21 protein-coding genes are annotated in these 22887 nt (G+C 68.1%); 18 read left to right on the forward strand and 3 right to left on the reverse strand.

The features are described from left to right. Positions 1-81 precede the first annotated feature (81 nt). From ASF39_RS16540 to ASF39_RS16580, 9 genes are all read left to right on the forward strand, one after another. A complete protein-coding gene (locus ASF39_RS16540; RefSeq protein ID WP_055888700.1) occupies positions 82-474 on the forward strand; it encodes a hypothetical protein in 393 nt (130 codons plus the stop codon). 79 nt (positions 475-553) lie between these two features. Continuing rightward, positions 554-1195: a hypothetical protein gene (locus tag ASF39_RS16545; RefSeq protein ID WP_056285892.1), complete on the forward strand. Its 642-nt coding sequence runs from the start codon at positions 554-556 to the stop codon at positions 1193-1195. 16 nt (positions 1196-1211) lie between these two features. Next, the gene (locus tag ASF39_RS16550; protein ID WP_055888706.1) at positions 1212-1880 is read left to right on the forward strand and encodes a hypothetical protein; all 669 of its coding nucleotides are present in this window, start codon (positions 1212-1214) and stop codon (positions 1878-1880) included. A gap of 4 nt (positions 1881-1884) precedes the next feature. Beyond that, positions 1885-3369, forward strand: a complete 1485-nt coding sequence (locus ASF39_RS16555) for a hypothetical protein (protein ID WP_055888708.1) — start codon at positions 1885-1887, stop codon at positions 3367-3369. Beyond that, on the forward strand, positions 3366-3671 hold the full coding sequence (locus ASF39_RS16560; protein ID WP_055888710.1) for a hypothetical protein: 306 nt from the start codon (positions 3366-3368) through the stop codon (positions 3669-3671). Before ASF39_RS16555 ends, ASF39_RS16560 begins: the two co-directional genes overlap by 4 nt. Continuing rightward, positions 3671-4087: a hypothetical protein gene (locus ASF39_RS16565; protein WP_055888712.1), complete on the forward strand. Its 417-nt coding sequence runs from the start codon at positions 3671-3673 to the stop codon at positions 4085-4087. The genes ASF39_RS16560 and ASF39_RS16565 overlap by 1 nt, the downstream gene beginning before the upstream one ends. Next, positions 4084-5370 (forward strand): hypothetical protein, encoded by a 1287-nt coding sequence (locus ASF39_RS16570; protein ID WP_055888714.1) that lies wholly within the window; start codon positions 4084-4086, stop codon positions 5368-5370. Before ASF39_RS16565 ends, ASF39_RS16570 begins: the two co-directional genes overlap by 4 nt. A gap of 16 nt (positions 5371-5386) precedes the next feature. Continuing rightward, the gene (locus ASF39_RS16575) at positions 5387-7024 is read left to right on the forward strand and encodes a hypothetical protein (protein ID WP_055888716.1); all 1638 of its coding nucleotides are present in this window, start codon (positions 5387-5389) and stop codon (positions 7022-7024) included. After that, a complete protein-coding gene (locus ASF39_RS16580; protein WP_055888724.1) occupies positions 7024-10275 on the forward strand; it encodes a hypothetical protein in 3252 nt (1083 codons plus the stop codon). Before ASF39_RS16575 ends, ASF39_RS16580 begins: the two co-directional genes overlap by 1 nt. Here the strand turns inward: ASF39_RS16580 and ASF39_RS16585 are convergent. Both ASF39_RS16585 and ASF39_RS16590 read right to left on the reverse strand, forming a co-directional pair. Continuing rightward, on the reverse strand, positions 10258-10491 hold the full coding sequence (locus tag ASF39_RS16585; RefSeq protein WP_055888726.1) for a hypothetical protein: 234 nt from the start codon (positions 10489-10491) through the stop codon (positions 10258-10260). The two genes, ASF39_RS16580 and ASF39_RS16585, sit on opposite strands and share 18 nt — an antisense overlap. A 194-nt stretch (positions 10492-10685) precedes the next feature. Next, positions 10686-12149, reverse strand: coding sequence for a methyl-accepting chemotaxis protein (locus tag ASF39_RS16590; protein ID WP_082494630.1), 1464 nt, complete (start codon positions 12147-12149; stop codon positions 10686-10688). Between the two features lie 870 nt (positions 12150-13019). Here ASF39_RS16590 and ASF39_RS16595 point away from each other — a divergent pair. The 9 genes from ASF39_RS16595 (at position 13020) to ASF39_RS20795 (ending at position 22426) form a co-directional block, all read left to right on the forward strand. After that, the gene (locus tag ASF39_RS16595; RefSeq protein WP_056285895.1) at positions 13020-13760 is read left to right on the forward strand and encodes a hypothetical protein; all 741 of its coding nucleotides are present in this window, start codon (positions 13020-13022) and stop codon (positions 13758-13760) included. 95 nt (positions 13761-13855) lie between these two features. Beyond that, a complete protein-coding gene (locus ASF39_RS16600; protein ID WP_055888731.1) occupies positions 13856-15106 on the forward strand; it encodes a tail fiber protein in 1251 nt (416 codons plus the stop codon). Between the two features lie 45 nt (positions 15107-15151). Further along, positions 15152-17995, forward strand: coding sequence for a hypothetical protein (locus tag ASF39_RS16605; protein ID WP_055888733.1), 2844 nt, complete (start codon positions 15152-15154; stop codon positions 17993-17995). 10 nt (positions 17996-18005) lie between these two features. Further along, entirely contained in the window at positions 18006-18749 is a 744-nt protein-coding gene (locus tag ASF39_RS16610) for a hypothetical protein (protein WP_055888736.1), read from the forward strand. Positions 18750-18829: 80 nt separating this feature from the next. Next, entirely contained in the window at positions 18830-19696 is an 867-nt protein-coding gene (locus ASF39_RS16615) for a glycoside hydrolase family 19 protein (protein ID WP_055888738.1), read from the forward strand. Between the two features lie 3 nt (positions 19697-19699). Further along, entirely contained in the window at positions 19700-20116 is a 417-nt protein-coding gene (locus ASF39_RS16620; protein WP_055888740.1) for a 3TM-type holin, read from the forward strand. A 57-nt stretch (positions 20117-20173) separates the two neighbouring features. Then, on the forward strand, positions 20174-20533 hold the full coding sequence (locus ASF39_RS16625) for a hypothetical protein (RefSeq protein WP_055888742.1): 360 nt from the start codon (positions 20174-20176) through the stop codon (positions 20531-20533). 136 nt (positions 20534-20669) lie between these two features. Continuing rightward, positions 20670-20822 (forward strand): hypothetical protein, encoded by a 153-nt coding sequence (locus tag ASF39_RS21510; RefSeq protein ID WP_156387802.1) that lies wholly within the window; start codon positions 20670-20672, stop codon positions 20820-20822. Positions 20823-21004: 182 nt separating this feature from the next. Next, positions 21005-22426: a sensor domain-containing diguanylate cyclase gene (locus ASF39_RS20795; protein WP_244472444.1), complete on the forward strand. Its 1422-nt coding sequence runs from the start codon at positions 21005-21007 to the stop codon at positions 22424-22426. Between the two features lie 140 nt (positions 22427-22566). Here ASF39_RS20795 and ASF39_RS16630 read toward each other — a convergent pair whose 3' ends face one another. After that, positions 22567-22821, reverse strand: a complete 255-nt coding sequence (locus ASF39_RS16630) for a hypothetical protein (RefSeq protein ID WP_055888744.1) — start codon at positions 22819-22821, stop codon at positions 22567-22569. Positions 22822-22887: the final 66 nt, after the last annotated feature.

Here is a 22887-nt window from a genome sequence, read left to right on the forward strand (position 1 = left end):
GATCTGACCTGAACCTCCGCGCGGGGCCGAGCCGGTCCCGCGCTTCGTCCGTTCCTCATCCTGATCCTGAAAGGGCCCGACATGGCCACCAACGTCGCCCCCGTGCGGCCGTCGACTCGCGAAGTCCGTGAGCAGATGGCGCACACCGTCCGCCGGACCGTCACCTTCGCCGAGGGCGCCTTCGCCTTCACGGCCTCGCTCCCCGAGGGCAGTCTCATCGTCAGCACCCTGGTGCTGATCGAGACCGCCTTCTCGGCCGGCGCCACCCTGACCGTCGGCACCACGCCGGCCGGTACCGACCTCGTCGCCGCCGCGGATTCGGCTGCCACCGCCGCCGGCGCCAAGCGTCCGGATACCGCGACCCTCAAGGGCCGCCTCGCCGGCGACACCGTGCTCTACGGTAACATCACCGGCGGCCCGGTCGCCGGCGTCGCCACGATCGTCTTCCTCTACGTGCCCAATAACGACGGCTGATCCGTCGCACGACAGCGAGGGTCCGGAAACTTTCCGGGCCTTCGTCCCTGCCGATACGACGAGCCGAGGGCCCCGATCCATGCCGAACGCCCAAGGCGCGCCGACGCTCGGCGACCTCCTCGACGAGATCGAGGACGATATCGCGCGCGCCGACCTCTCGGCGCAGGTCGCGACGGCGGTCCAGCGCGCGATCCGCCATTTCGAGACCGAGCGGTTCTTCTTCAACGAGCGGATCCTGACGTTCCAGACCCTGCCGGGCGTCGACGTCTACGGGGCCGGCGACACGGCCGAGATCCCCGAGCTCATGGCGATCGACAGTGCCGTGCTCCTCGAGGGCGACCAGGTCACCACCCTCCAGCGCATCGCCGAGGCGCAGGTCGAAGCCTGGGACGATCCGGCCTCGGGCTCGCGCCCCTGCGCGTACTCCTACTTCGACCGCTCGCTGCGGCTGTGGCCGATCCCGTCCGGAGAATGGACGGTCCGCCTTTCCGCGCACATCCGCCTTCCGCCGCTGCAGGACCGCGACGCCACCAACGCCTGGGTCGACGAGGCCTCCGGGCTGATCGCGGCGCGCGCCAAGTGGCATCTCGCCCTCAACGCCCTGCGCGACCCGGCCTTCGCCACGATGCAGGCGAGCATCGTGACCGACGAGCGCAACGCGCTGCGCGGCCGGTCCAACGTCATCGCTTCCTCTGGCCAGGTCATGGCCTACACCGTCTGACCCGGAGCCCACCCCGATGGCCGACCTCGCCCCGATCACCGACTATCCCAGCCTGCTCGCCGCGCTCGAGGCCTATCTCGCCCGCGACGATCTTCAGGCTTTCGCGCCGCTGTTCGTTCAGCAGGCGGAGGGGCGGTTCAACACCGACCTCAAGGTCGTGGACATGCACGCCTCGGTCGGCCCGACCGTCCTGGACGCGAGCGGCGGCGTCGCCCTGCCGGCCGATTTCATCGACTGGATCTCGGTGCGCTGGTACCCGGTCGCTCCGTCGACCCAGCGACCGCTCTTCCTGAACTATCGCGAGCCCGATAGCCCCGAGTTCCGCCACCGCCACCGGCCGAACGGCGTCCCGTCCTTCTACACCCTGCTCGGGGGCAAGGTGCGGATCGCCGCGGCCGTGCCCGGGTCGCTCGAGGTGTTCTATTACGAGCGCATCCCGCCGCTGACGGTGGCCTCCCCGGTCAACTGGCTCATCACCAAGGCGCCGGAGGTCTACCTCTACGCCGCGCTCTGGGAGGCGATGCTCTTCCAGAAGGACGAGGTTCGGTCGGCGCAGTGGTCGGTCCTGCTGAACTCGCGTCTGGCCGCGATCTTCGGGCAGACCGATTCTCAGAAGGTCGGGACGCGCCAGGCCCGCGCGGCCAACGATGCCGCCGACATGGCCGCCGCCAAGAACATGACCTGATCCGATGGCGGCGCTGGTCAAGCTCGCTCCCTTCGCGCCCGACGTCGCGTCGGTGGACGCCTCGGTCTCGAGCGTCGCCACGAACGTGACGCCGCGCGCCGACGGCTATGGCCCGGTGCTCTCGCCTCTGCCGATCTCGCTGCCGCTCCCGGCCGACTGCCGGGGCGGCGTCCAGGTCAACAGCCCGGCGTTCGGGTTCCCGATCTACTTCGCCGCGACGCAGACCAAGCTCTACAAGTTCAACGGCGGCACCTCGGGCTGGGACGACGTGTCCAAGCCCGGCACGGTCTACTCCGTGCCGCCGGGCGACTATTGGTCGTTCGCGCTCTACGGCTCGCGCCTCGTCGCGGTCTGCCTCGGCACGCGGGCGCAGGCGATCGACGTCGATTCCGGGCGGGTATTCGCGGATCTCGGCGGCATGCCGCCCCGCGCCCGCCATTGCGGCGTGGTCGGCGAGTTCCTGGTGCTGGCCGGTCTCGCCTCCGACCCGAACGCCGTGCAGTGGTCGGACCTCGGCAACATCGATTCATGGCCGCTCGGCCTGAGCAACGGCCGCGAGGGCGACATACAGCCCTTCCCCGACGGCGGAGCGGTCACGGGCTTTGCCGGCGGCGAGTTCGGGATCGTGTTCCAGGAACGCACCATCCGGCGCATGGTCTTCGTGCCGGGTTCGGCCGAGGTCTTCGATTTCGACGTCTACGAGGAGAACCGCGGCGCGGTGGCGCCCTGGTCGCTGGCCAAGGTCGGCGCCAAGGTGTTCTTCCTCGACCGCGATGGCTTCTACGTCTTCGCCGGTGGCGGCTCGACGGCGATCGGCGCCGAGCGAGTCAACCGGTTCTTCGCCGAACGGGTCGACCCGAACGCGGTGGCCTCCGTCGTCGCGATCCGGGACGTGACCGGCCCACGGGTGATGTTCGCCTATCGCAGCAGGTCGGCTCCGACCACGGACCGAACCCTGCTCGACGAGGTCCTGCTCTACGACTGGCTCCTCGACCGGTGGTCGTTCCTGAAGCTGCCGATCCGCTTCGGTCTCGTGGCGGCGACGCCGGCGACGTCGATCGACAGCATCCCGGGCTCGCTCGACGATCCGGGCCAGATCTCGCTCGACGATCCCTCCTATGCCGGCGGCGCGCCCGCGTTCGGCCTCGTCACCGCCGACAACCGGCTGGCGCTGCTGAAGGGCCCGGCGCTCGAGGCGATCCTCGAAACGCCCGACGCCATGATCGCGCGGCCGGACAGGGCCTTCGTGCGCGGATTGCGGCTCGATACCGACGCCGACGACTGGCGCGTCGCGATCGGCGTGCGCGAGACGCTGCGCGCCGCCGACCCGGTCCGGTTCAAGCCCGAGACCGCGCCCACCGTCGAACGGTTCGCGCCCTGCCGCGCCTCGGCCCGGTATCACCGCGTCCGGGCCCGCATCCCGGCCGGTACCGCGTGGAGCTACGTGACCGGCGTCGAGCCGGATGCGACGCCGGAGGGCAGGCGATGATCGTCCCCGGCAAGAACGAGAGCAACCCGGAGAAGGTCGTCCAGGCCCTCTCCGACCTCGCCCGCGGCGGCACCAACGCACTCGGCGCCTCCCTCGTCGCCCTGGCTTCCGACGTGACCGAGACGACCGTCGCCGACTCGCTGTGCACCGAAGGCGCCCTCGTCGCGCCGATCCCGACGACCCAGAGCGCGGCCGACGCCCGCGTCTGGCTGAAGTCCACCGCGCGCGGGTCGTTCACCTGGGGGCACGACGCTTCGCCGGCGACCGACCGCCTGTTCCGCTACGAGATCCGGCGACCCTGATGCAGCTGCGCTCGATCGATCACGTCGACCTGGCTCCGGCCTGGGCGATCGCGGCCCCATGGCTCGCCCGCGCCTGCGCCCGGCCGGGCTGCGACCTCTCCCTGGCCGACCTGCGCGGCCTGGTCGACCGGGAGGAAGCCCTCCTGGTGCTGATCCTCGACGCCACCGGCGCGCCGATCGGCGCCGGCGTAACGCAGGTGCGCGAGCGCGCCGACGGCGGCCGATCCTGTTGCGTCCTGGCGGCCGGAGGGACGGGCGTTCGTCGCTGGCGAGAGATCATGCGGGAGATCGAGGCCGGCGCCGTGCGCGCAGGCTGCAGCCGCGTCGAGTTCGTCGGTCGTGTCGGCTGGGCGGCTCTGCTCCCCGACTACCGGGTCGACGCCTACTACGTGAAGCATCTTGAGGTGGCGGCATGAGCGGCGGCGGATCGAAGACGCAGACCACCACCTCGAACACCAAGACCGACCCCTACGCGCCGGCGGTTCCGGCGCTGCAGAAGATCGTTGACCGTGGAACCGCGGCCTTCGACTCCGGGGTGGGCTCGCAGGTCTACGGCGGCGATCGCGTCGCCGGGCTCGGCGACACGACGAAGGCCGGCCTCGATGCGATGAAGGCCACCGCAGGCGCCACCGCCGGCACGGCACAGGCAGGCGCGGGCTTCCTGTCGAACCTCCTCTCGAACGGTGGCTCCACCGTCGCGACGCAGGGCGCCCTCACAGGTCTCATGAAGGTCCCGGGCGTCGATACGTCCGGCGTGGCCTCGGCCGCGGCCCGTATGGGCGACCCCAACGGCGCGGCCGCCACGGTCGGCAAGGCGCTGACGGGCGGCGACTATGCCCTCGACGAGACCGGGTACCAGGGGCTGCTAGGCGACGTCGGCAGGACCACGCAGACCGAACGCTCGCTGCAGGACACCGCCGACGGCAAGTTCCTCGGCGGTTCGAATCCCTACCTCCAGGACATGATCGACCTGGCTACGGCCAAGGCGACCTCTTCGGTGGGCCAGAAGTTCGCGGCCTCGGGGCGGTACGGCTCGGGCCGGTTCGCAGGCGCGACGGCGGAGGCGGCCTCGAACGCCGAGCTCGACCTGCGCTACTCCGACTATGACGCCGAGCGCGCGCGCATCGCCAACGCGGCCACCTCCATCGATGCGGCGGGCAATGCGCTGACCGGCATCCGCTCCGGTCTCCTGGGCGAGATCAACGGCGTGCGCACCGGCAACGCGAACCAGGCCGTCACCGGCGCCGGGCTGGCCTCGGGCGCGGCTGCGGCGGCTCTCACCGGCGCGACGACGCTGGCGGGGCTCGAGGGCGACAACAACCGACAGATCCTTTCGCAGTTCGGCACCGCGCTCTCGACGGCGCAGGGCGACCGCGCCGCGGCGCAGACCGGCCTCGGCCAGATCGCCGGCGTCCAGGCCGACATCATGGCTCCGGGCCAGACCCTCGCCGGCATCGGCGCCGTCGAGGACGAGGAGCGGCAGAAAGAGATCGCGGCGGACCAGGACGTGTTCAACGAACAGCAGGCGGAGCCCTGGAACCAGGCCGGCCTCCTGGCGCAGCTCGCGCTCCCGGTCGCCGGCGCCGGCAGCACATCGACCGGCACGTCGCAGACGAAGATCCCGCAGCCCTCGCTCCTGCAGCAGCTGCTCGGCGGCGGCCTCGCCATCGCGGGGACCGCGTCGAAGTTCATGAAGTAGGCCTGAGGATCACCCGATGAGCGCAGGAATCCTGAACCGCTCCGGCGCGGTGCCGCAGGTCGACCCCAACGACCTGATGCGCCTGTTCGGCCGGATGCCCATGGGCGCGCCGCAAGGGTTCGCGGGCACGTCCGGCGCCGTCGTGGAAGCGCCGGTGGCGAGCGCCGAGCCCGTGCCGGACCCGGTCGCGCCTGCCGCGACGGCGCCGCCGGCGCCGATGAGCGTGCCGATGCCGCCGCGCCGCCCGCTCGGTCTCGGCTTGGGCGCGCCGGCCGCCGGCGCGATGCCAGCCCCGGCCATGACTCCGACACCCTCCACCGCACCGGGGGGAGGGGGCGGCGATCCGGCCGACAGCGGGTTCAACTTCGGGGATGCGTTTCAGCGCTTCACCGATCGCGGCGGCGGCGACCTCCTCGTCGGGATCGGGACCGGCCTGATGTCGACGCCGGGGTTCGGCGCCGGCCTCTCCGCCGGGCTGAAGAACGCGCAGGTCGCGGACGCCACGCGGGCGACCACGGATCTCGCCAAGACGAAGCTTGGGCTCGAGCGGGCGAAGCTCGCGAAGGAAGCGCAGGGCCAGAACGCGACGAAGGCCTGGCTCACCGGCAGGGGGCTCGACGAGAACCTGGCCACCGCTGCCATGTCGAGCCCGGCGGTCCTGCAGAGCGTCCTGAACCAGATGAAACAGGATGCGAGCCGGGTCACGATCGGCGGCAACATCTACGAGCTCAAGCCCGGAGAGAAGCCTGGGGCCGGCAACCTGCTGGGGCCGGCGAAGGACCCCAGCGAGGCGGAGCGGTACACCCTCACCGACCTGCCCGACGGCTCGAAGGCGGCGGTCAGCCGGACCGACCCGACCGACGTCAAGATCGTCGCGGCTGGTGTGCCCGTTCGTCCGGTCACTGCGCCGGAGCGGCTCGAATACGGCCTCGCCCCCAACGCGCCGGCAAAGATGACGGCCAAGGGCCCCGAGGCGATCGGCGGCGGCAACACGCAGGTCAACGTCGGCGCCCCCGAAAAGGCTCAGGACGTCGAAATTGGAAAAGCCTACGGAAAGCAATTTGTCGACTATCAGAGCGGCGGAAGAAGTGCGGGAGCGAGGCTTAATTCGCTTGCTCTGATGGAACAGGCAATGTCAGCGCCCGATTTTTACTCCGGCATTGGAGCGGAAAGCGTAAAACGCGCCAATCAATTCCTTGGTGCTCTAGGCGTCAAGGATGCAAAAGCGGCATCTGGTGCTGAAGTATTCTCGTCTCTCGGAAACCAAAATCTGCTCGATCAGCTCGGTGGATCGTTGGGTGCCGGTGTCTCGAATGCCGACTTGAGCTTCATCACCACCGTAGGTCCCGGCCTAGCGAAAAGCCCTGAGGGTAATAGGCAGCTCATCGGCATCTTTCGCTCGGCCGCCCAGCGGCAGCAGCAGATCGCGAAGATGTCTCGCGACTATGCCGCACGAAATGGCGGGCGGCTCGACGCTGGCTTTGACGATGAACTGGCGCAGTTTGCAGAGTCCAACCCATTGTTCCCTGCGGCACAGTCTGCTGCCTCGGCCTCTCCCCCGAAAGAGCCGCCGCAGGGCGCTCGGCAGGCTCCGGACGGCAACTGGTACTCGCCCGACCCCGCCCGGCCGGGCAAGTTCCTCATGGTGCGCTGATGAAGCTCGTCCCGGTCGATCACGACCCGTTCGCGGATGCTGCACCGGCCTCGGCTGGCCCGCGCCTGGTGCCCGTGGATCACGACCCGTTCGCCGATCCCGCGACGGTGAGCGATCTGCCGACGGCAGGGTTGCCCGGCGACGGCACGGCCGCGATCGGCCGCGGCATCATCAACGGCGTACCCGTCGCCGGGCCGTACCTGCTCGCCGGCGTGAACCGTGCGGCCGCCGCCGTGCGCGCGCTCAAGAACGACACGACGTTCTCGGATGAGCTGGGCAAGGTGGAGCGGTTCGGCGAGGCCACGGCCAAGGCCAACCCTTGGGCGACGACGGGCGGCGAGATCGCCGGCGGCGTGGCCGGGACGATCCCGCTCGTCATGGCCGCGCCAGCCGCGTTCGGGGCGGGCGCTGGCTCGTTGCTCGCCCGCACCGCAGCGTCGACGGCAAGCGGAGCTGTCCTCGGCGGTGCCGACGCGGCGGTGCGCAGCGATGCCGATGCCAATGCGACAGGGTGGGGGGCTGGTATGGGCGCCGGCCTGGGCGCGGCCGGCCCAGTCGCCGGTCGCCTAATCGGCAAGGCGATCACCGCGGTGCGCGGCGAGGCCCCCGGCATGGGGCTAGTGCGCGAGATGGCGCACGGCATGTCCGAGCAGGACCTCGTCTCGGCGCAGTTCCTGCGCGAGCAGGGCAGGGCGCTACCGGGCGGCGGGGCGGAGCTGTCCGTGGGCGAGGCCCTGAACGCCGCGACTGGCGGCAGGGCCACTCGCGCCTTGCAGCTCGAGCGCGTGGCCGCCAACTCGGGCGGGGAGGGCGGTCGCATCGCGGCCGAGTTCTATGCGGCGCGGCCGGCGGCGGTGGACAACGTCGCCCGCTCGGCATTCGACAGCATCGGACCGCAGAACCAGGCGCCCTCCGGCGTCGGCATTGACCTGCAGTCCGCGGCGCGCGCTGGCGTGAGGCAGACGCCCGAGGGCATCGCGCTGGCGCAGGCACGTGAGGCGGTCGGCCCGCGTCTCACGGCGGACCAGGCCGGCCGCGTGATCCAGCCCGAGATGCGCGGCGTCGCAGATGCACGCGAGGCCGCCCGCAAGGCGCAGGCCGATCCGGATTATGCGGCGGCGCGCGCGGCCCCGGAGAACATCGGGATCGAGCGCACCATCGCCGTCGAGCGCCCCGGCGAGCCGATCGTGACCCCGACGGCCTGGGAGCGTCCGCAGTTCACCCCCGACGCGCCTCGCCCCCTCGGCGGCATGAACGCGTCGGCCCCGTCCGCGGACGGTCCGGTCGAAAGCCTCGCCCGGTACATCGCGCGCAAGGGCGGTATCAACTTCGACGGCGGCGAGGCACGCGCCAACGACTTCCAGCGCTGGAACATCCCCGGCGTCGGCAATGTCGCCCGCGCGGACGGCAGGAGCATCGACAATTTCTGGCGCGAGGAGCTGATCGGCGCCGGCTACCTGAAGCCGGACATCGATGGCGGCGCGGCCCGGGACATCCGCGACGAGCTGTTGCGCAAGCTGACAAACGAACAGCGGGGCGTGCCGTCGTACCAGATCGGCAAGGAGCCCTCGGCCGCGCGGGTCCGGGCAACGCGCCAGGCCGACGAGTACCGCGGCAGCACGGAGGCGGCGGAAGGCTTCCTCGACCGCGACCTGATCAATGCCGGCATCCGGCCGGAGACCGTCCACCCCGACATTCGCTCGCGCGTCCTCGGCGAGATGATGCGCGACCCCCGCGCCGACTCGCTCGACGTCTACGAGAAGGTCGTGATGGCGATGCGCGATGCGCCGCCGCCCACGGTGAAGGGCACGACGATCCGCGAGGAGATCCCGGACGTCCGGTTCGGCCAGGTGAACCCGCAGGCGGCGCTCGACGCCATCGGCGCCCAGATGCGCACCGCCAAGGGCGACGTGAGGAATGCCCTCGCCCGGGCGCGCCGCGACCTTTACGGGCCGGACGGGCAGACCGACCTCTCCGTCGAAGGGCTGCTGCACGCCCGCGAGCGCCTGGACACCGGCATCAAGCTCGCGCTGCGGGATGGTGACGGCACCAAGGTCCGCGATCTCCAGACGGCGCGCTCGGCCCTCGATGGGCAGCTCAAGACGGTGCCGGAGGTGGCCACCGCCGACGCGAACTTCGCGGCGAACTCGCGCTCGCTGGAACCGTTCGAGGGCAACTCTCCGCTCGCCCGCGTCGTCCAGCAAGATCCGGCCACCGGCCGCATGGCCACCCCGACCGAGCAGGTTCCGAGCCACCTGCAGGGCGCCAGCGCCGCGCGCGAGTTCCTGGCCAACGCCACCCCGGCCGCGCGGCAGGCCTACGAGGCCAACGTCGCCACCCGCATCCTCGACGCCGCCACCGACCGGCGCGGGAACGTGGATGCCGACAAGCTCAGTGCTCTCTTGCGCGAGAGCACCGACGTCCTGGAGAACATGCCGGACGTCTATCACCGGCTCGACGGCGTGGTCCGGACGCGCGACGCCCTCGCCAAGGTGGAGGCCTCCCCGCTCGGGCGAATCGCCGCCCGGCCCGACGTCGACGCCGCGATACAGGCCGTCTTCACGCCCAACCCGAAGCCCGGGAGCCACGCCGAGGTCTCGGCGGCGATGACGGCCCTGGCCCGCAACCGACCGGCGGCCGCACGTGATCTCGCCCGCATCCACCTCGAATCCGTCTTCAACGAAGCGACGCAGCAGTCGAAGGGCGTGGCGGCGCAGTACGGTGGTGCGGGGTTCGCGTCGGCGGTGCGGGGCAACAGCCAGCAGCGCCATAACCTCGAAGCCGCGATCCGGGCCCTACCGGAGGGCGACACCCTCTGGGGCGGGCTCGACCGTCTGATGACCACCCTCGAGGCGACCGGCTATCGCCCGCAGAAGGGGTCGGACACCGCCTTCAACGAGGCGATCAAAAAGCAGTTCGCGAGTGGCAGCACCCCGATCGGTCAGGCCGTCTCGGACGTCGCGACGGGCGCGGCGGCTGGGGCCACGGTCGGCGGGTTCGGCGGAGCGGCCGGCGGCGCCATCGTCGGCCTGAAGCGTGGGGCCGGGGACGCTGCGCTGCGCGTCCGCATGTTGGGCAACGGCGAGGCGATCGCGCGGTTGATGTTCGACCCGCGCGCCCTTCCGGACCTGCGAGCGCTTTCGCGCTCCCCTGCCGGGAGCAAGAACGCCGAGCTGTTCACCCGGCGCCTGCTCGCCCTGGCGAACGGTGGCGGTGGACCGGTCCGCGAGCCGTCAACGGAGCGTAGGTAGGCGCCGCATGCGGCCGGCGGCGTCGCGTGGCCAGTAGCCGAACACGGCGCAGGCCAGGATGACGGCCAGGAAGACCGCCCACGCACCGGTGCGGCCGATGCTGGCCACAGCCCAATCATGGGCGGGCGGCACGACGAGCTTCAGCACCCATCCGATCACCAGCATGACGACGGTGAAGGCGAGCCAAGCGAGGATGACGGTGGAGCGGTCGTGCATATGCGGAAGCTACATGGCGATCTGCCCCAGCGAAAGATGCGGTCGAGACACCTCCCGCAGTGGTCGTGTCTCAGTTTGAGATTTGCCGGCGGTCTGCTTCAGAAGCAGCAGTCCTTCCCGTAATCTCGCCTGCAACTTCGCGTTAATCCCGAACCTCCGAGGTCGCGGCACAACCTACCCGAAGTTGCCTTGGTCTAGGCGGCTTTCACGCCCTCCAGGAAGCGCGACACCTCCTGGGTCAGGTTCTCAGCATGGTGGGCAAGCTCCCTGGCCGCGCCAAGCACCTGTGTCGCCGCCGCGCTCGTCTGACCTGCCCCTTTACGCACATTGCTGATCGCGGACGTGACCGCGCCTGTCCCTTGCGCGGCGTGGGCCACGTTCCGCGCGATCTCCTGTGTCGTGGCGCCCTGCTCCTCCATCGCGGCTGCAATCCCGACGGACGTATTCGAGATCTCACCGATTACGCGTTCCATTTCTCGGATGTCCGAGACTGCCTGCAGCGTCGCAGCTTGGATCTCGGCGATCTGCTCACCGATCTCGCCCGTAGCCTTCGTGGTTTGACCAGCCAAGTTCTTTACCTCCGCGGCTACGATGGCAAAGCCCCGTCCAGCCTCTCCGGCCCGCGCCGCCTCGATTGTCGCGTTGAGCGCCAACAGATTGGTCTGCGACGCGATATCGGAGATCACTGATACGACTGAGCTTATGCGCTCGGCGCTGATTGCTAATTTCTGGACTGTGAGGTCCGTTTGCTTCGCCTTATCGGCGCCCTGCTGGGCGACCGCGGCTGACCGGCCGACCTGCTGGACAATCTCCTGCACGGATGCGGACATTTCCTCGCTGGCAGCGGCAACCGTTTGCACGTTGGCGGAGGTCTGGAGTGCCGAGTCCGCGGCGGTGACCGTTTGCTGTGTGGTCTCGGTAGCCGTAGCCGCCATGGTGTTCGCAGTGGCCTCCATCTTGGTGGCCGCGCCTGCGAGCCCTTGGACAAGTGCGGAGACGTTGAGCTCGAACTCCGACATCAATCCTGCCAGCGCGCCTGCCCTGTGCAATTTGAAATCGCTCTCAGCCGTCTGTTCGGCAGCAAGCTTCCGGGCGAGGTTGGCGCTACGAATGGCTTCCGCCGTCGCATCCTCGGAGGCGTTCATCGCCTTAACCAGTTGATGGGCCGCCAGCATAAGCGCACCAGCCTCGACGAGGAGGATCACGGCGTGGATCAGGACGCGGGTGTAGTCGGCACCGCCTGGGAACACAGCCGCCGGGTAGAGGACGTTCAGCGCGAGGTGGTGGACTGCGACGACGCCCGTCGCCACCAGGATCGAGGACCAGCAGCCCCAGCCCGCCACCAATGCGAGAGCGGCGAAGAAAAGCATGTGCATGTCGATCTGCAGGTCCGTGCCCGCGGCACTGAACACCACTAGGGCGACGAGGGACATGGCTGCTGCCGACGACATTTGACGCGTGATGGCAGCCGGCCCATTCACACGTGCAACCACTCCAATAATGATGATCAGAGCGCCTCCGAAAACGGCCACGCCTACAAGGTTGGCGCCTGCAGCCCACGCGGTAAGAACGGCAACAGCATACAGTAGACACAGGCTGCCGAGCAGTACGGGCATGAACGCGCGGCGCAGGTCCGAGAGGTTGCTGAGCGGTGTCATAGTTGGAGGGTCCCGGTTATGGACGGTTTGGCGGAAGCGCGGGGCAAGCAGCTACTCACTGCGTTGGCTGCAACAACCAGGGTTGCGCCCTCTTGGTAGAGCGCACGCACGAGGCCCGGCGGGGCGGAGTCGAGAATTAGGAGATGTCCCCGGGCCGACATCCACACGATCCGAGCATCGGCGTTCGCGACCGCTGTGGGCAGCAGTTCGATCGGTCTCAGTCGCAGGATCGCGACGGGCTCATCTTGCCGCGGGCTGAGCGACAGACCGACAGGGCCAAGCCCACACAAAACGATGAAGCAGAGGGCGAGGATGCGGTTCGTCGCCCGCGTCCTGAACCTTACCCCAAACAGATCAGAAATTGTAGAAGCTTCGGTCATTTCGCTCAATGAACCACCACTACAACCAAAACTTGTTTTTCTTTTATTACTGCTCTGTCATGTATCGCCACTCAGTCATGAAGGAATTCTTATGTTCTCCGGTTACGCGCATCGCAAATGAAGGAATACCACTCCCTTGGCTCGCATGCGGTATGGTGCGAGCGGCTGTGACGAAGCTGTATCGAAAGGGGGGCGTGACGGCGGTATCCGCTTTAATCGGGCGGCCATTCAGATGCAGTCCGTCACCAGTCCACCCGACGGTGCCATTCGTCTCGGCCATCCTGGCAGTCCGAAGCTGACGTTCTGAGCTTCCGCAAAGTGTCGATAACCGCCGCTTAAGCGGGGGCAGACTACAAACTGAAACACGCCTATGCCGTCTGCCGCTTGACCCGACGGGCGAACCGCCGCACAAGACCAACGTCCCGCGACGTGCGCCGGGACCTTCAGGGCCGCTCCGCAAGGGCGGCCTTTTGCATGTCCGGAGCACGCGATGACCGACGAGATGCGCGCGGCCATCCTCGCGACGGCCGGCCGGATCGGCGCCAGTCCGCTCGATCTCGGCACGACGATCTCCTACGAGACCGGCGGCACGTTCGATCCCTGGAAAAAGGGGCCGACGACGCAGTGGGGCGAGCACCGCGGCCTCATCCAATGGGGCGAGCCGCAGCGCCAGAAATACGGCGTGACCCAGGACATGCCGGTCGCGGCGCAGGTCGAGGCGGCCGGCAATTATCTCGTCGACGCCGGCTTCAAGCCCGGCATGGGGTTGATCGACCTCTACTCGGCCGTGAACGCCGGTCGGGTGGGGCGCTACAACGCCAGCGACGCGAACAACGGTGGCGCGCCCGGCACCGTGGCCGACAAGGTCAACAACCAGATGTCCGGCCATCGAGCGAAGGCCGCGGCCTTCCTCGGCGGCGAGTTCGTCGCCGCGATGCCCGACGCAGCCAAGGGCGGGATCGGGCGGGCGGGCTTCGGCCTTTCGGGGCCGGTGGCGTCCGACACGGCCATCGAGCCCTCGATGCCCGCGCTCGAGGCGGCCGCGCCGGCGCCGGAACGCCCCGATGACACGGACTATGCTGGCATCCTGAAGGGGCTGCTGGCGACGCAGGTCGGTGCCCCGGCGGCGCCGGCACAGGCCGCACCAGCACCCATCACCGCATCACCGCCGCGCCGCACCGCCTTCGACGCCTCGAAGTTCTTCGGCCTGCTGCCGACCGCCCGGCGCTGACGCCTTAACCGCACCACCATCGCCGTCGGCACGACCCGATCCGGACGCCCTGGCGTCATCGGAGCCGGAGGCCTGCGCGCTTCCGGAGCTCGCCCATGACCGGCCTGTGGGACTTCTCGATCGACGCAACCTCGAACGACCTGGCCGCGCCACCGATCAATTGGCAGGAAGGCCAGGCGGCCGGGTCCGTCAACGCCTCCGCGCGCGAGATGATGGGAGCTCTGGCGCGCTGGCATCTTGATACGGTCGGCGTCTCCGTCGCATTTCGTGGAGCGAACAACGCCTACGCGATGTCCACGTTTCAGGGCGCGACGGCCGCTTCCCTGCTCCGAGGCTTCACCCTCGCGTTCAGCGTCGACGTGCCCAACGACGGGCCCGCCACGCTCTCGATCGACGGCGTGGCCAAGCCCCTCAGGCGCCAGGGCGGCGTCGAGCTCGCGCCGGGCGATCTCGCTCCGAACATCATGTATCGGATCGCGCGCTCTCCGTACTCGGAGGCCTACTTCGTTCTCACGCCCGGTTTTGAGCCGTCGGGGCGCATCTCGCCCTTCGGGGCTTATGCCGCGATCCCGCTCGGGTGGATCATCTGCGACGGCGCGGCCCTGTCTCGCACCGCGTATGCGTCCCTGTTCGCCGTCATCGGCACGACCTACGGCGCCGGCGACGGTACGACGACGTTCAACGTCCCGAACCTCAACGGCCGGGCGATGTTCGGCCCCGGCCTTAGTGGGGCAGGCGGCCTCGGCGGCGCGGTCGGCAGCGCCGGCGGGTCGGAGACGGTCGCTCTGAGCGTGGCCCAACTGCCGAGCCATAATCACAACGGCTCCTCTACCACCGGAGCCGGCGGGCACGACCACGGCGGCGCAACACAAAGCGGCGGCGAGCACAATCACGGCGGGGCAACCCAAAACGCCGGAACGCACGACCATACCGCTTCGACGACCACCGATGGCGCGCATCCTCACACTGGAACGACCGGAGCGCCTGGGACTAGTCACGCCCACTCCGTCCCGGTTGAGGGCGTGAACTTCGCCCTTGGCAACGGGACCAATCTCACCTTCGGCGTCAGGGCCGGGGCTGGCTCCCAGTTTATCCCGACGAGCACCGACTCCCCCGCCCATGGGCATGACGTCACGATCGGAGCCTCGGGCGGACACGGTCACGGCGTACAGGTCAACAACGGCGGCGATCACGCCCACGGGATCCCCGGATCGGGCACGCATGCCCATGTAATCACGGCGGTCGGCGACCACGCGCACGGCGTGAACGTCGCCGCGGCTGGCGAGAACGCCGCCCACCCGAACATGCCCCCCGGCCTCGTCGTCGTCTTCGCGATCAAGGCCTGAGCGGCCCCGACCCCCCTTCGACAATCGAACTCTGGAGTACTGCCGATGGGTGTCCCCGGCTGGTCGCGCACGCCTGCGCAGAACGGTGCGATCGCGACCGCCATCGCGGCGTTGGACGGCGCATCCGCGCGCTCATTCCCGGGCACGACGCGCGAGGTCATGGCGGCCGTGCGCCGCCTGGCCGACGACCTGAGTGGTGTGCTCGTCACGTCGGGCACCCTTAACGCCTACGTGGTCCAGACGGGGAGCGGCCTGACGGAACTGCGCCGTGGCCTCCGCCTCATGATCCAGGTCGACCGCGACAACACCGCTGTCGCGACGCTCAACGTCGACGGGCTCGGACCGCTGCCGTGGGTCGATGCCGGCGGCGTGCCGCTCCAGCCCGGTCGGCTGATCAAGGGGCGGTACTACGACACCATCCTCGATACGCTCGCCGATGGGTCGACCGTCGCCTGGCGCGTCCAGGCCGGCGCATCGACCCTGGACGAGATCCCCGGGCTGATCGATCTGCGCCAGGATGTCGTCGAGGCCGCCGAGGTCACCCTCGACAAGACGGCCGCCGCGATCGCCGCTGCGACCTCGGCGCAGGCGCGGTCCGACGAAGCGACACTCGCCGCCGCCACGGCGACGACGAAGGCCGCGGATGCAGCCGCGCAAGCCGCCACTTCGGTGGCGCAGGCCGGGACCGCGGTTGCCGCCGCCGCCATCGCCACGACGAAAGCCGGCGATGCGACCGCGCGGGCCAACAGCGCCGCCGCGTCCGCCACGCAGGCCCAGAACGCCGTCGCGATCGGCCGAGTGACACGAGACACGCTCGTCGACGTTGACGGCGTCGTTGGCAGCGGGCTCGGCTCGTCGCTCAACTTCCCCGATGGCGCCGTCGGCGAAGTGATGTTCGGTCCGGACGCCGGATACTACGCGAAGACCGGAGCCTCGGGCGCCGGCGCGTGGGTCCTGAAGACGAAGGCGACGGTGCCGGGGCTCGACGAGCGGACAAAGGACGTCCTCCTCACCAAGTCGATCACCGACGACATCACTCGCTACATGCAGGGGATCCTCGGGCGCTTCAACGGCCTGCAGGGGTTTGTGTGGGCAGCGGCTCGGGACTCGCTCGGGCGCGTGCCGCTCGGCGTCACCAAGACCGGCGCCGTCGCGATCCGCCGCAACCTGGTCCGGGGCCTGGCCCTGTCGGATTACGTCGAGGTCTGGGGCGACCGCGCCGGCCGCATCGCACTCGGTATCAGCAAGCGGGGCGCCGTCACGATCCGCCGGAATTTCGTCCGCGGCCTCTCGATGACGAACTACATCGAGGTCTGGGGCGACCGCGCCGGCCGCGTCGCCCTCGGCATCACCAAACGCGGCGCCATCGCCTTCTCGCGCACCAACCTCCTGGTCTCGTCCCTGCTCTGGGAGCGGTACGGACTGCGCCATCTCTGGACGGTTGTCGACAAGAACGGCCGGGTCGGTCTCGCGATCAACTATCGCGGGCGCCTGCAGGCCCGCATCGACCCCCCGAGCTGGGTCGCGTCGCAGCGCGAGGCCACCCTCCCGGAGACCACCGTCATTGCCCTGGGTGCCGCCGGCACCGTTCAGGACGTGGTCAAGGACAAGGAGTTCTACCGCTACAAGTCCACGCCCGATGGCGTCACGATGCCCTACGTGATGCGGCCGGCGTACGCGGGTTCGCCGAGCCTGCTCGACACGACCTCGCGGCTGGCGATCCACATCAGCTACGGGCAGTCCTGGCGCACCGAGACCCTCACCGATGACATCCCGGCGGCCGTCGCCGATATCGGCGAGCCCCGCATGGCCATGTCGCTCGGTCGGATGGGCGGGTCGTCTCAGAAGATCGAGCCGATTCAGACCATCGGCACGGCGTTCCAGACCTCGGCAATCATCGACCTCGCTGGCCTAAGCATGTCGCGAGGGGCGAACATCGGCTATGCGGCGGCGCAGGCGCTCGCCCGGTTCCGCCGGCGCGACAACGCCCGGCAGATGCCGGTGCTGGAATACTGCCACGGCTATCCCGGCTACACCTGGGAGCAGCTCAAGCCCGGCACCGACCCCTGGGCCCAGGGCATCCTCATGCACGCGGCGGCCCGCATCCAGGCGGCCCGCTACGGCAAGACGCCGTTCTTCGAGGCTACGAGCTTCACCCACGGCGGCGCGGTCGATGGCGGCGGCGAGGACTATTTCCAGAGCCTGACCGAGATGGTCGCCGGCTACGACGCGCTCGCGCTCAACGGCGCCGGCGGCACGCCGCTGCACTTCTTCACCGATCAGACGGCGGCCAGCATCGGGCAGGGGCAGGCGCAGCTCTCCTACCTCGACCAGGTCCGGTTCGCCGTCACCAACGCGGCGCGCGTCCACCTGATCGGGCCGCGTTACCCGTACCCGTTCCGCGACAACATCCATCACACCGGGCTCGGCTACACGCGGATCGGCGAGCTCGAGGGGCTGGTCAAGCGCAAGGTGTTGGACCTCGGCGAAGCCTGGGACTGCGCCCGCATCAGCGCCATCGCGGTCGAGAACGGTGGCTTCACGCTGGCCGTGACCCGGCCGCCGGGCTTCGGTGATCTGGCCGTCGACACCGCCATGATCGAAGCCGCGCCCGACAAGGGCTTCGTGCTCAAGGTCAACGGCGTGATCGTGCCGATCGCCAGCGTCACCGTCAGCGCGAACCTCGTGCGGATCATCCCCGTCGCGATGCCGGCCTCCGGTGCGACGGTCGAGGTCTCCTACGCCTTCTACGGCCGCCTCGACATCCCGCCCGGCACCCATGCCGGCGCCTGGGGCAACATCAAGCGCGTCGGCCCGCCTTCCAGCTACTTCGCCGGCGAGACGGTCGATACTTGGCTGTGCGCTTACAAATCCACACTCGTCGTTTGAGGGTCGTCAGATGAACTACAATGAGATCGCCTTTGCTTTCGAGGACGCCGATGGCCTCGATCAGATCAAGGACTTCCAGTCCCTTCTCACGGGCCCCGAATGCGTGGGCTTCTGGCGCTTCGACAACCCGGCGGCGCTCAAGCTGACCGACGGCCGCGTCGAGGAGATCGCCAACTGGAAGGTCGGTGGCGTGCCGATGGTCCAGGCGGCGGCGGCGCGGCGCGCACCGGTCGTCTACGACGACGTGCTCAAGCGCAACGTCGGGCGCTTCGTCCGCGCCGACACGTCGTTCTACACGGCGTCGGGCTACGTCTTCAATCCGGCCGCGGTCTACTCCTGGGTGGCGGTCGTCTGGATCGACGACTTCGCCGCGTTCAACCAGGTCTGCGGTCAGTACATCAGCACGCCCAACCGCGTGCAGATGCAGACCGGCACCAACACGATGCGTCACCTCTACGGCGACGCCGCCGTCCAGGGACCGATCACCGCCGGCGCCTGGGTTCGCGTCATCGTCTCGCTGGGCGTCGACCTCAAGCCCAAGATCAGGATCGGCAACGCGGCACCCATCATCGGCGTCGCGCCGGCCAACGCGCCGGCTCCGGCGTCGATCAACCTGTTCCAGATGGGCGGCTCCGTCATCACGCTCGGGGGCAAGCTCGATCTTCTGGGCAAGTACAACATCGACCTTCTCGCAACCGGTAACGCGCCGATGCTCGCCAACCTCGACGAATATCTGACCCTGCGCAGCGTGTGATCGGATCGACCTGACGCCCGACCCGTTCGCCATCCGCGCCGCCTCCGGGCGGTTTTTTCATGCCCGCAAGGATCTCCGCCATGACCCCGTTGGACCCGGGCGCGTTCGCACGTCTCGACCGCGCCAAGTTCTTCGCCGCGATCCGCCCCCTGTTCGGCTCGCTCTCGGTGGCGCAGGTCGTCGGCATCGAGCGGCTGCTCGACGCCTTCCTCGCCTACGCCCTGCTCTTGGATCGTCGGCATCTCGCCTACATCCTGGCGACCTCGTTCCATGAGACCGGGAAGCGGATGCAGCCGGTCCGCGAAGGCTTCGCGCTCTCAGATGCCGCGGCCCGCCGCGCCGTGGCCTCGCTCTACGCCAAGGGCAGGATCAGTCGGAACTACGCGCTCCCGAACGCCCGCGGCCTGTCGTTCTACGGCCGCGGCGACGTCCAGCTCACGCACGAGGACAACTATCTGCGGATGGGCCGAATCCTCGGCATCGACCTGGCCGGCAACCCCGACCTCGCCCTCGACCCGGCGGTCTCGGGCCGCATACTCGTCGAGGGCGTGACGCGCGGCGTCTCGATCAAGGGCGACTTCACCGGCAAGGCGCTCGAGGACTATATCGCCGGAGACCGCTGCGATTACGTAGGGGCCCGCCGCACGGTGAACGGCACCGACAAGGCCGCGACCATCGCCGGCTATGCCGGGCGGTTCGAGGCCGCGCTCGTCGCCGGCGGCATGCCGCTACTCGGTGCGCGGATGCCCGGGGCGCTGGGCATGACTGCACCCGCTGATGCCCCCGTGTCAGCGGGTGATACCAAACCGCCGGTTCGTGACAATCCGCCGGCCACCAAGCCCGCCCCCACCGGCGGGCTTTCTTCTGCGCCCACGCCGGCGGCCGCGCCCGGTTTCTGGTCGCGCTTCCTCTCCACCATCCGCACCAACATGACGAAGGGAGCCTGAGCCATGGGCGCGCTGATCCCCCTCATTCCGATGCTCATGCAGTTCCTCGGCCCCGCCCTGGAGAGGGTCATTCCCGACGCCGGCCAGCGTGCGCAGGTCCAGGCCGACTTCCAGAAGGCGGTGCTCGAGAACCAGTCGGCCCTGAACCAGGCGATGGCCGAGGTCATGAAGGGCGACGCGGCCTCCGAGGGCTGGCTCACCCGCAACGCCCGGCCGATGGTCGTCGTGTGGGGCCTGTTCATGGTGACCTACGTCGGCGTGATCGCTCCGATGATCGGGCTGCAGAAAGAGGTGGTCGCCGCCCTGGCCGCGACTCCGGACAACCTCTGGAACCTGATCTCGATCGGGATCGGCGGCTTCATCCTCGCCCGCACCGTCGAGAAGGGCATCTCCGCGATTGCCCCCAAGGCCGGCCGGTAACGCTCCCCGCGCGTCTGGCCCCGCCGGCGCGCCACCATGCCCATGGGGGCTCGGATCATGGACACATCGTTTCTCGCACCTGGTCCGATCACCTGGGCAAGCCTCATCGGCTGCATGCTGGCCGTCGTGGCGATCGTGAAGGGGATCGACTGGCTCCAGGCCCGATCGAAGGCCGGCACCACGGCGGCCGTCTCGCCGCTCACCATCGACATGGCGGCGGTCAAGATCGAGGTCTCCAGCGTGAAGGACCAGCTCAACGCCTTCAAGATCGAGGTCGCGCGGACCTACGTTACCGGCGACGTGATCACGCGGCTGGAACGCCGGATCGACGAGATGATGCTGTCGGTGCGCGACGAGATGCGCGAGACCAGGGAGCAGATGCTCAAGGCGCTGATGAACCGACGGCTGGGCGACTGATCTCCGCAATCCACAGCGCACGTTGATCGCCCGGGGCTTCGGCCTCGGGCGCTTTTTTCGTTCGAGCCAGGCTCGTCAGCCACCCTGCAGACTTTCGGCACAGTCTTCCGGGATTTCGTTGAATTGGCCAAGGATCGTGACCGAACCGCTGATCAATGACCCGGATTTCTGGACACATCTTTCAAGCGTGTTCGATCTCTACTGCGTCGACCTGAAAGATCCTACTGACGGCACTTATCTTAAGCATGTGCCGGGCGGCTTCCTGCGGCCTGCTCAGGATGAGACGTAGTGTCTTGGTCGGAGCAGGGGCCTGTTAGGGATTGTCGTGGCAGTTGAAGCAAGAACAAAAGGCGCCTGTGGATAAATTCCGTGAACCTAGTAAGACGGTTTCCGCCTGTATTTCGGTCCGGCCGTACGTGGATTGGCCTAAGCATTATTGCGCCGATCGGGATGCTACTTGTCTCGACTTTCATGCTGCTAGACATGCGTCGCGATGCCTGGAATAAAGCCGAGATAACATCGCGCAACCTTTTGCAAGTAATCGAACGCGATATTGCTCGAAATGTTGAGATAATCGATCTTACACTTCAGTCTGTACAAGAGAATTTGAATGCTCCGGGGCTCGCACAGCTTGAGCCGGACATGCGCCGACTCGTCTTATTCGACCGCGTAGCTACTGCTCGCGATCTCGGTGTCATGTTCGTCCTCAATGAGAACGGTGATATTGCCGAGGATGCGGCCTCCTCCGTGCCACGCAAGGGCAATTACGTCGACCGTGACTACTATCAGGCACATAAGGCCAATCCTTACCTTGGATTGTACATCGGAAAGCCCATTATTTCGCGCCTCACCGGCGAGCGTATGGTCAACTTTAGCCGTAGGATTAACAAAGCCGACGGCTCCTTTGCTGGGTTGGTCCTGGGAAGCCTGAAGTTCTCCTACTTTGCACGCCTCTTCGACCAGATCGGGCTCGGGAGCGAGGGCGCGATAAATCTGTACCTGCGCGATGGCACGCGCATCACCCGGCATCCGTACCTGGAAGCGGACGTCGGAGTGAATATCGCTGGCTCGAAGACCTTCGAGGGCTTTGCGCGCGTAGGCACAGGCGCCTTCGTCGAGACCTCAGTCCGTGACGGAGTTAGACGACTCTACACATTTACTCGTGTCGGCGAGCTTCCATTAATAATAAATGTGGCACTTGCGGTTGATGAAATCGAGGCCGAGTGGCGTGGTAAGGCTATCGTGATCGGCACTATTGTGCTTATACTATCGGGACTGACTATCTTGTTGTTGCTCCTGTTTGGTCATGAGTTGCGTAAGCGTACTCGAATCCAGCTTGAGTTAGCCCGTCTTTCGCAAACGGACGCATTGACCGAGTTAGCGAACCGACGACAGTTCGAGGATGTTTACAAACGGACCTCCTTGGAGGCTGGCCGTTCTGGCAAGCCGCTTTCTCTTCTCGTGGTCGATGCCGATCACTTCAAGCGCTTCAACGACCGCTACGGCCACGCGGTCGGAGACGAAGTGCTGAAGGGTTTGGCGCGTTGCCTCCTGGCAAGCGTGCACCGACCATCAGACCTCGTATGCCGGGTAGGCGGCGAAGAGTTTGTTCTCCTGCTACCCGACACCGACGCGGCTGGAGCGGTCAAGGTTGCCGAGGAGGTGCATGCTCAAGTTGCGGCGTTGACGGTCGGATCGTCCGGGATCGGTGCGGGCAAGGTCACGGTGAGCATCGGGTCAGCCACAGGTATCACAGATGCCGGGGACCTCTACCAACGCGCTGATAGGGCGCTGTACGAGGCCAAGGCAGGTGGGCGGAACCAAACTCGCATCGCTTCCTCGCAGCGCGCTAATTACGTTGATAAACCTACCTTTCGAATCGTCGGTTCCTGAGCAGGAATCCCTGGAGGACTGCTCAATCCGACGCATCACCGGGCGCTCGGTGCTGGACCCGACGATGATGGCGCACGCGAGCTGCGTGGGTGAAAGGCTACGACGCGGCGGTTTTGATCAGCGCCGAGTTCTGATTTGCCTTACCCGCCCTGCAAGCTCTCGGCGAAATCCTCCGGGATCTCGCCGAAGCGGCCCAGGATCGTGACGCCTTCGAGTTCGCCGGTCTCGTCGTCGGCCATGACCTTGAGCGCTGCCGTGCCCGGCATCCGGCCCGCCATCGCCTCCGCCTTCTTCAGCGCGCCGCTCTCGGTCGGCGAGATCTCGCGGTCGCCCGGGACCAGGCGCTTGCGCTTGATTGTGAACGTCTGGACGAGGAAAGTGGTCTTGATCGTCATGGCCGGTCTCCGCTCCTGACAGCCCCGCGCTGTCCCCGTTATCCACAGGCGAGCGGGCCGCTTGAC

This window comes from Methylobacterium sp. Leaf108 (assembly GCF_001423265.1).
In the GTDB taxonomy this organism is placed as follows: Bacteria; Pseudomonadota; Alphaproteobacteria; order Rhizobiales; family Beijerinckiaceae; genus Methylobacterium.

What these genes read in the sequence shown, in the direction of transcription:
- ASF39_RS16575 (WP_055888716.1), top strand. Translation starts at nt 5,387, where the DNA reads ATGAGCGCAGGAATCCTGAACCGCTCCGGCGCGGTGCCGCAGGTCGAC.
- ASF39_RS16540 (WP_055888700.1), top strand. Translation starts at nt 82, where the DNA reads ATGGCCACCAACGTCGCCCCCGTGCGGCCGTCGACTCGCGAAGTCCGT.
- ASF39_RS16605 (WP_055888733.1), top strand. Translation starts at nt 15,152, where the DNA reads ATGGGTGTCCCCGGCTGGTCGCGCACGCCTGCGCAGAACGGTGCGATC.
- ASF39_RS16630 (WP_055888744.1), bottom strand. Translation starts at nt 22,821, where the DNA reads ATGACGATCAAGACCACTTTCCTCGTCCAGACGTTCACAATCAAGCGC.
- ASF39_RS16585 (WP_055888726.1), bottom strand. Translation starts at nt 10,491, where the DNA reads ATGCACGACCGCTCCACCGTCATCCTCGCTTGGCTCGCCTTCACCGTC.
- ASF39_RS20795 (WP_244472444.1), top strand. Translation starts at nt 21,005, where the DNA reads ATGCTGCTAGACATGCGTCGCGATGCCTGGAATAAAGCCGAGATAACA.
- ASF39_RS16625 (WP_055888742.1), top strand. Translation starts at nt 20,174, where the DNA reads ATGGACACATCGTTTCTCGCACCTGGTCCGATCACCTGGGCAAGCCTC.
- ASF39_RS16555 (WP_055888708.1), top strand. Translation starts at nt 1,885, where the DNA reads ATGGCGGCGCTGGTCAAGCTCGCTCCCTTCGCGCCCGACGTCGCGTCG.
- ASF39_RS16550 (WP_055888706.1), top strand. Translation starts at nt 1,212, where the DNA reads ATGGCCGACCTCGCCCCGATCACCGACTATCCCAGCCTGCTCGCCGCG.
- ASF39_RS16590 (WP_082494630.1), bottom strand. Translation starts at nt 12,149, where the DNA reads ATGACACCGCTCAGCAACCTCTCGGACCTGCGCCGCGCGTTCATGCCC.
- ASF39_RS16615 (WP_055888738.1), top strand. Translation starts at nt 18,830, where the DNA reads ATGACCCCGTTGGACCCGGGCGCGTTCGCACGTCTCGACCGCGCCAAG.
- ASF39_RS16620 (WP_055888740.1), top strand. Translation starts at nt 19,700, where the DNA reads ATGGGCGCGCTGATCCCCCTCATTCCGATGCTCATGCAGTTCCTCGGC.
- ASF39_RS16600 (WP_055888731.1), top strand. Translation starts at nt 13,856, where the DNA reads ATGACCGGCCTGTGGGACTTCTCGATCGACGCAACCTCGAACGACCTG.
- ASF39_RS16580 (WP_055888724.1), top strand. Translation starts at nt 7,024, where the DNA reads ATGAAGCTCGTCCCGGTCGATCACGACCCGTTCGCGGATGCTGCACCG.
- ASF39_RS16595 (WP_056285895.1), top strand. Translation starts at nt 13,020, where the DNA reads ATGACCGACGAGATGCGCGCGGCCATCCTCGCGACGGCCGGCCGGATC.
- ASF39_RS16560 (WP_055888710.1), top strand. Translation starts at nt 3,366, where the DNA reads ATGATCGTCCCCGGCAAGAACGAGAGCAACCCGGAGAAGGTCGTCCAG.
- ASF39_RS16570 (WP_055888714.1), top strand. Translation starts at nt 4,084, where the DNA reads ATGAGCGGCGGCGGATCGAAGACGCAGACCACCACCTCGAACACCAAG.
- ASF39_RS16545 (WP_056285892.1), top strand. Translation starts at nt 554, where the DNA reads ATGCCGAACGCCCAAGGCGCGCCGACGCTCGGCGACCTCCTCGACGAG.
- ASF39_RS16565 (WP_055888712.1), top strand. Translation starts at nt 3,671, where the DNA reads ATGCAGCTGCGCTCGATCGATCACGTCGACCTGGCTCCGGCCTGGGCG.
- ASF39_RS16610 (WP_055888736.1), top strand. Translation starts at nt 18,006, where the DNA reads ATGAACTACAATGAGATCGCCTTTGCTTTCGAGGACGCCGATGGCCTC.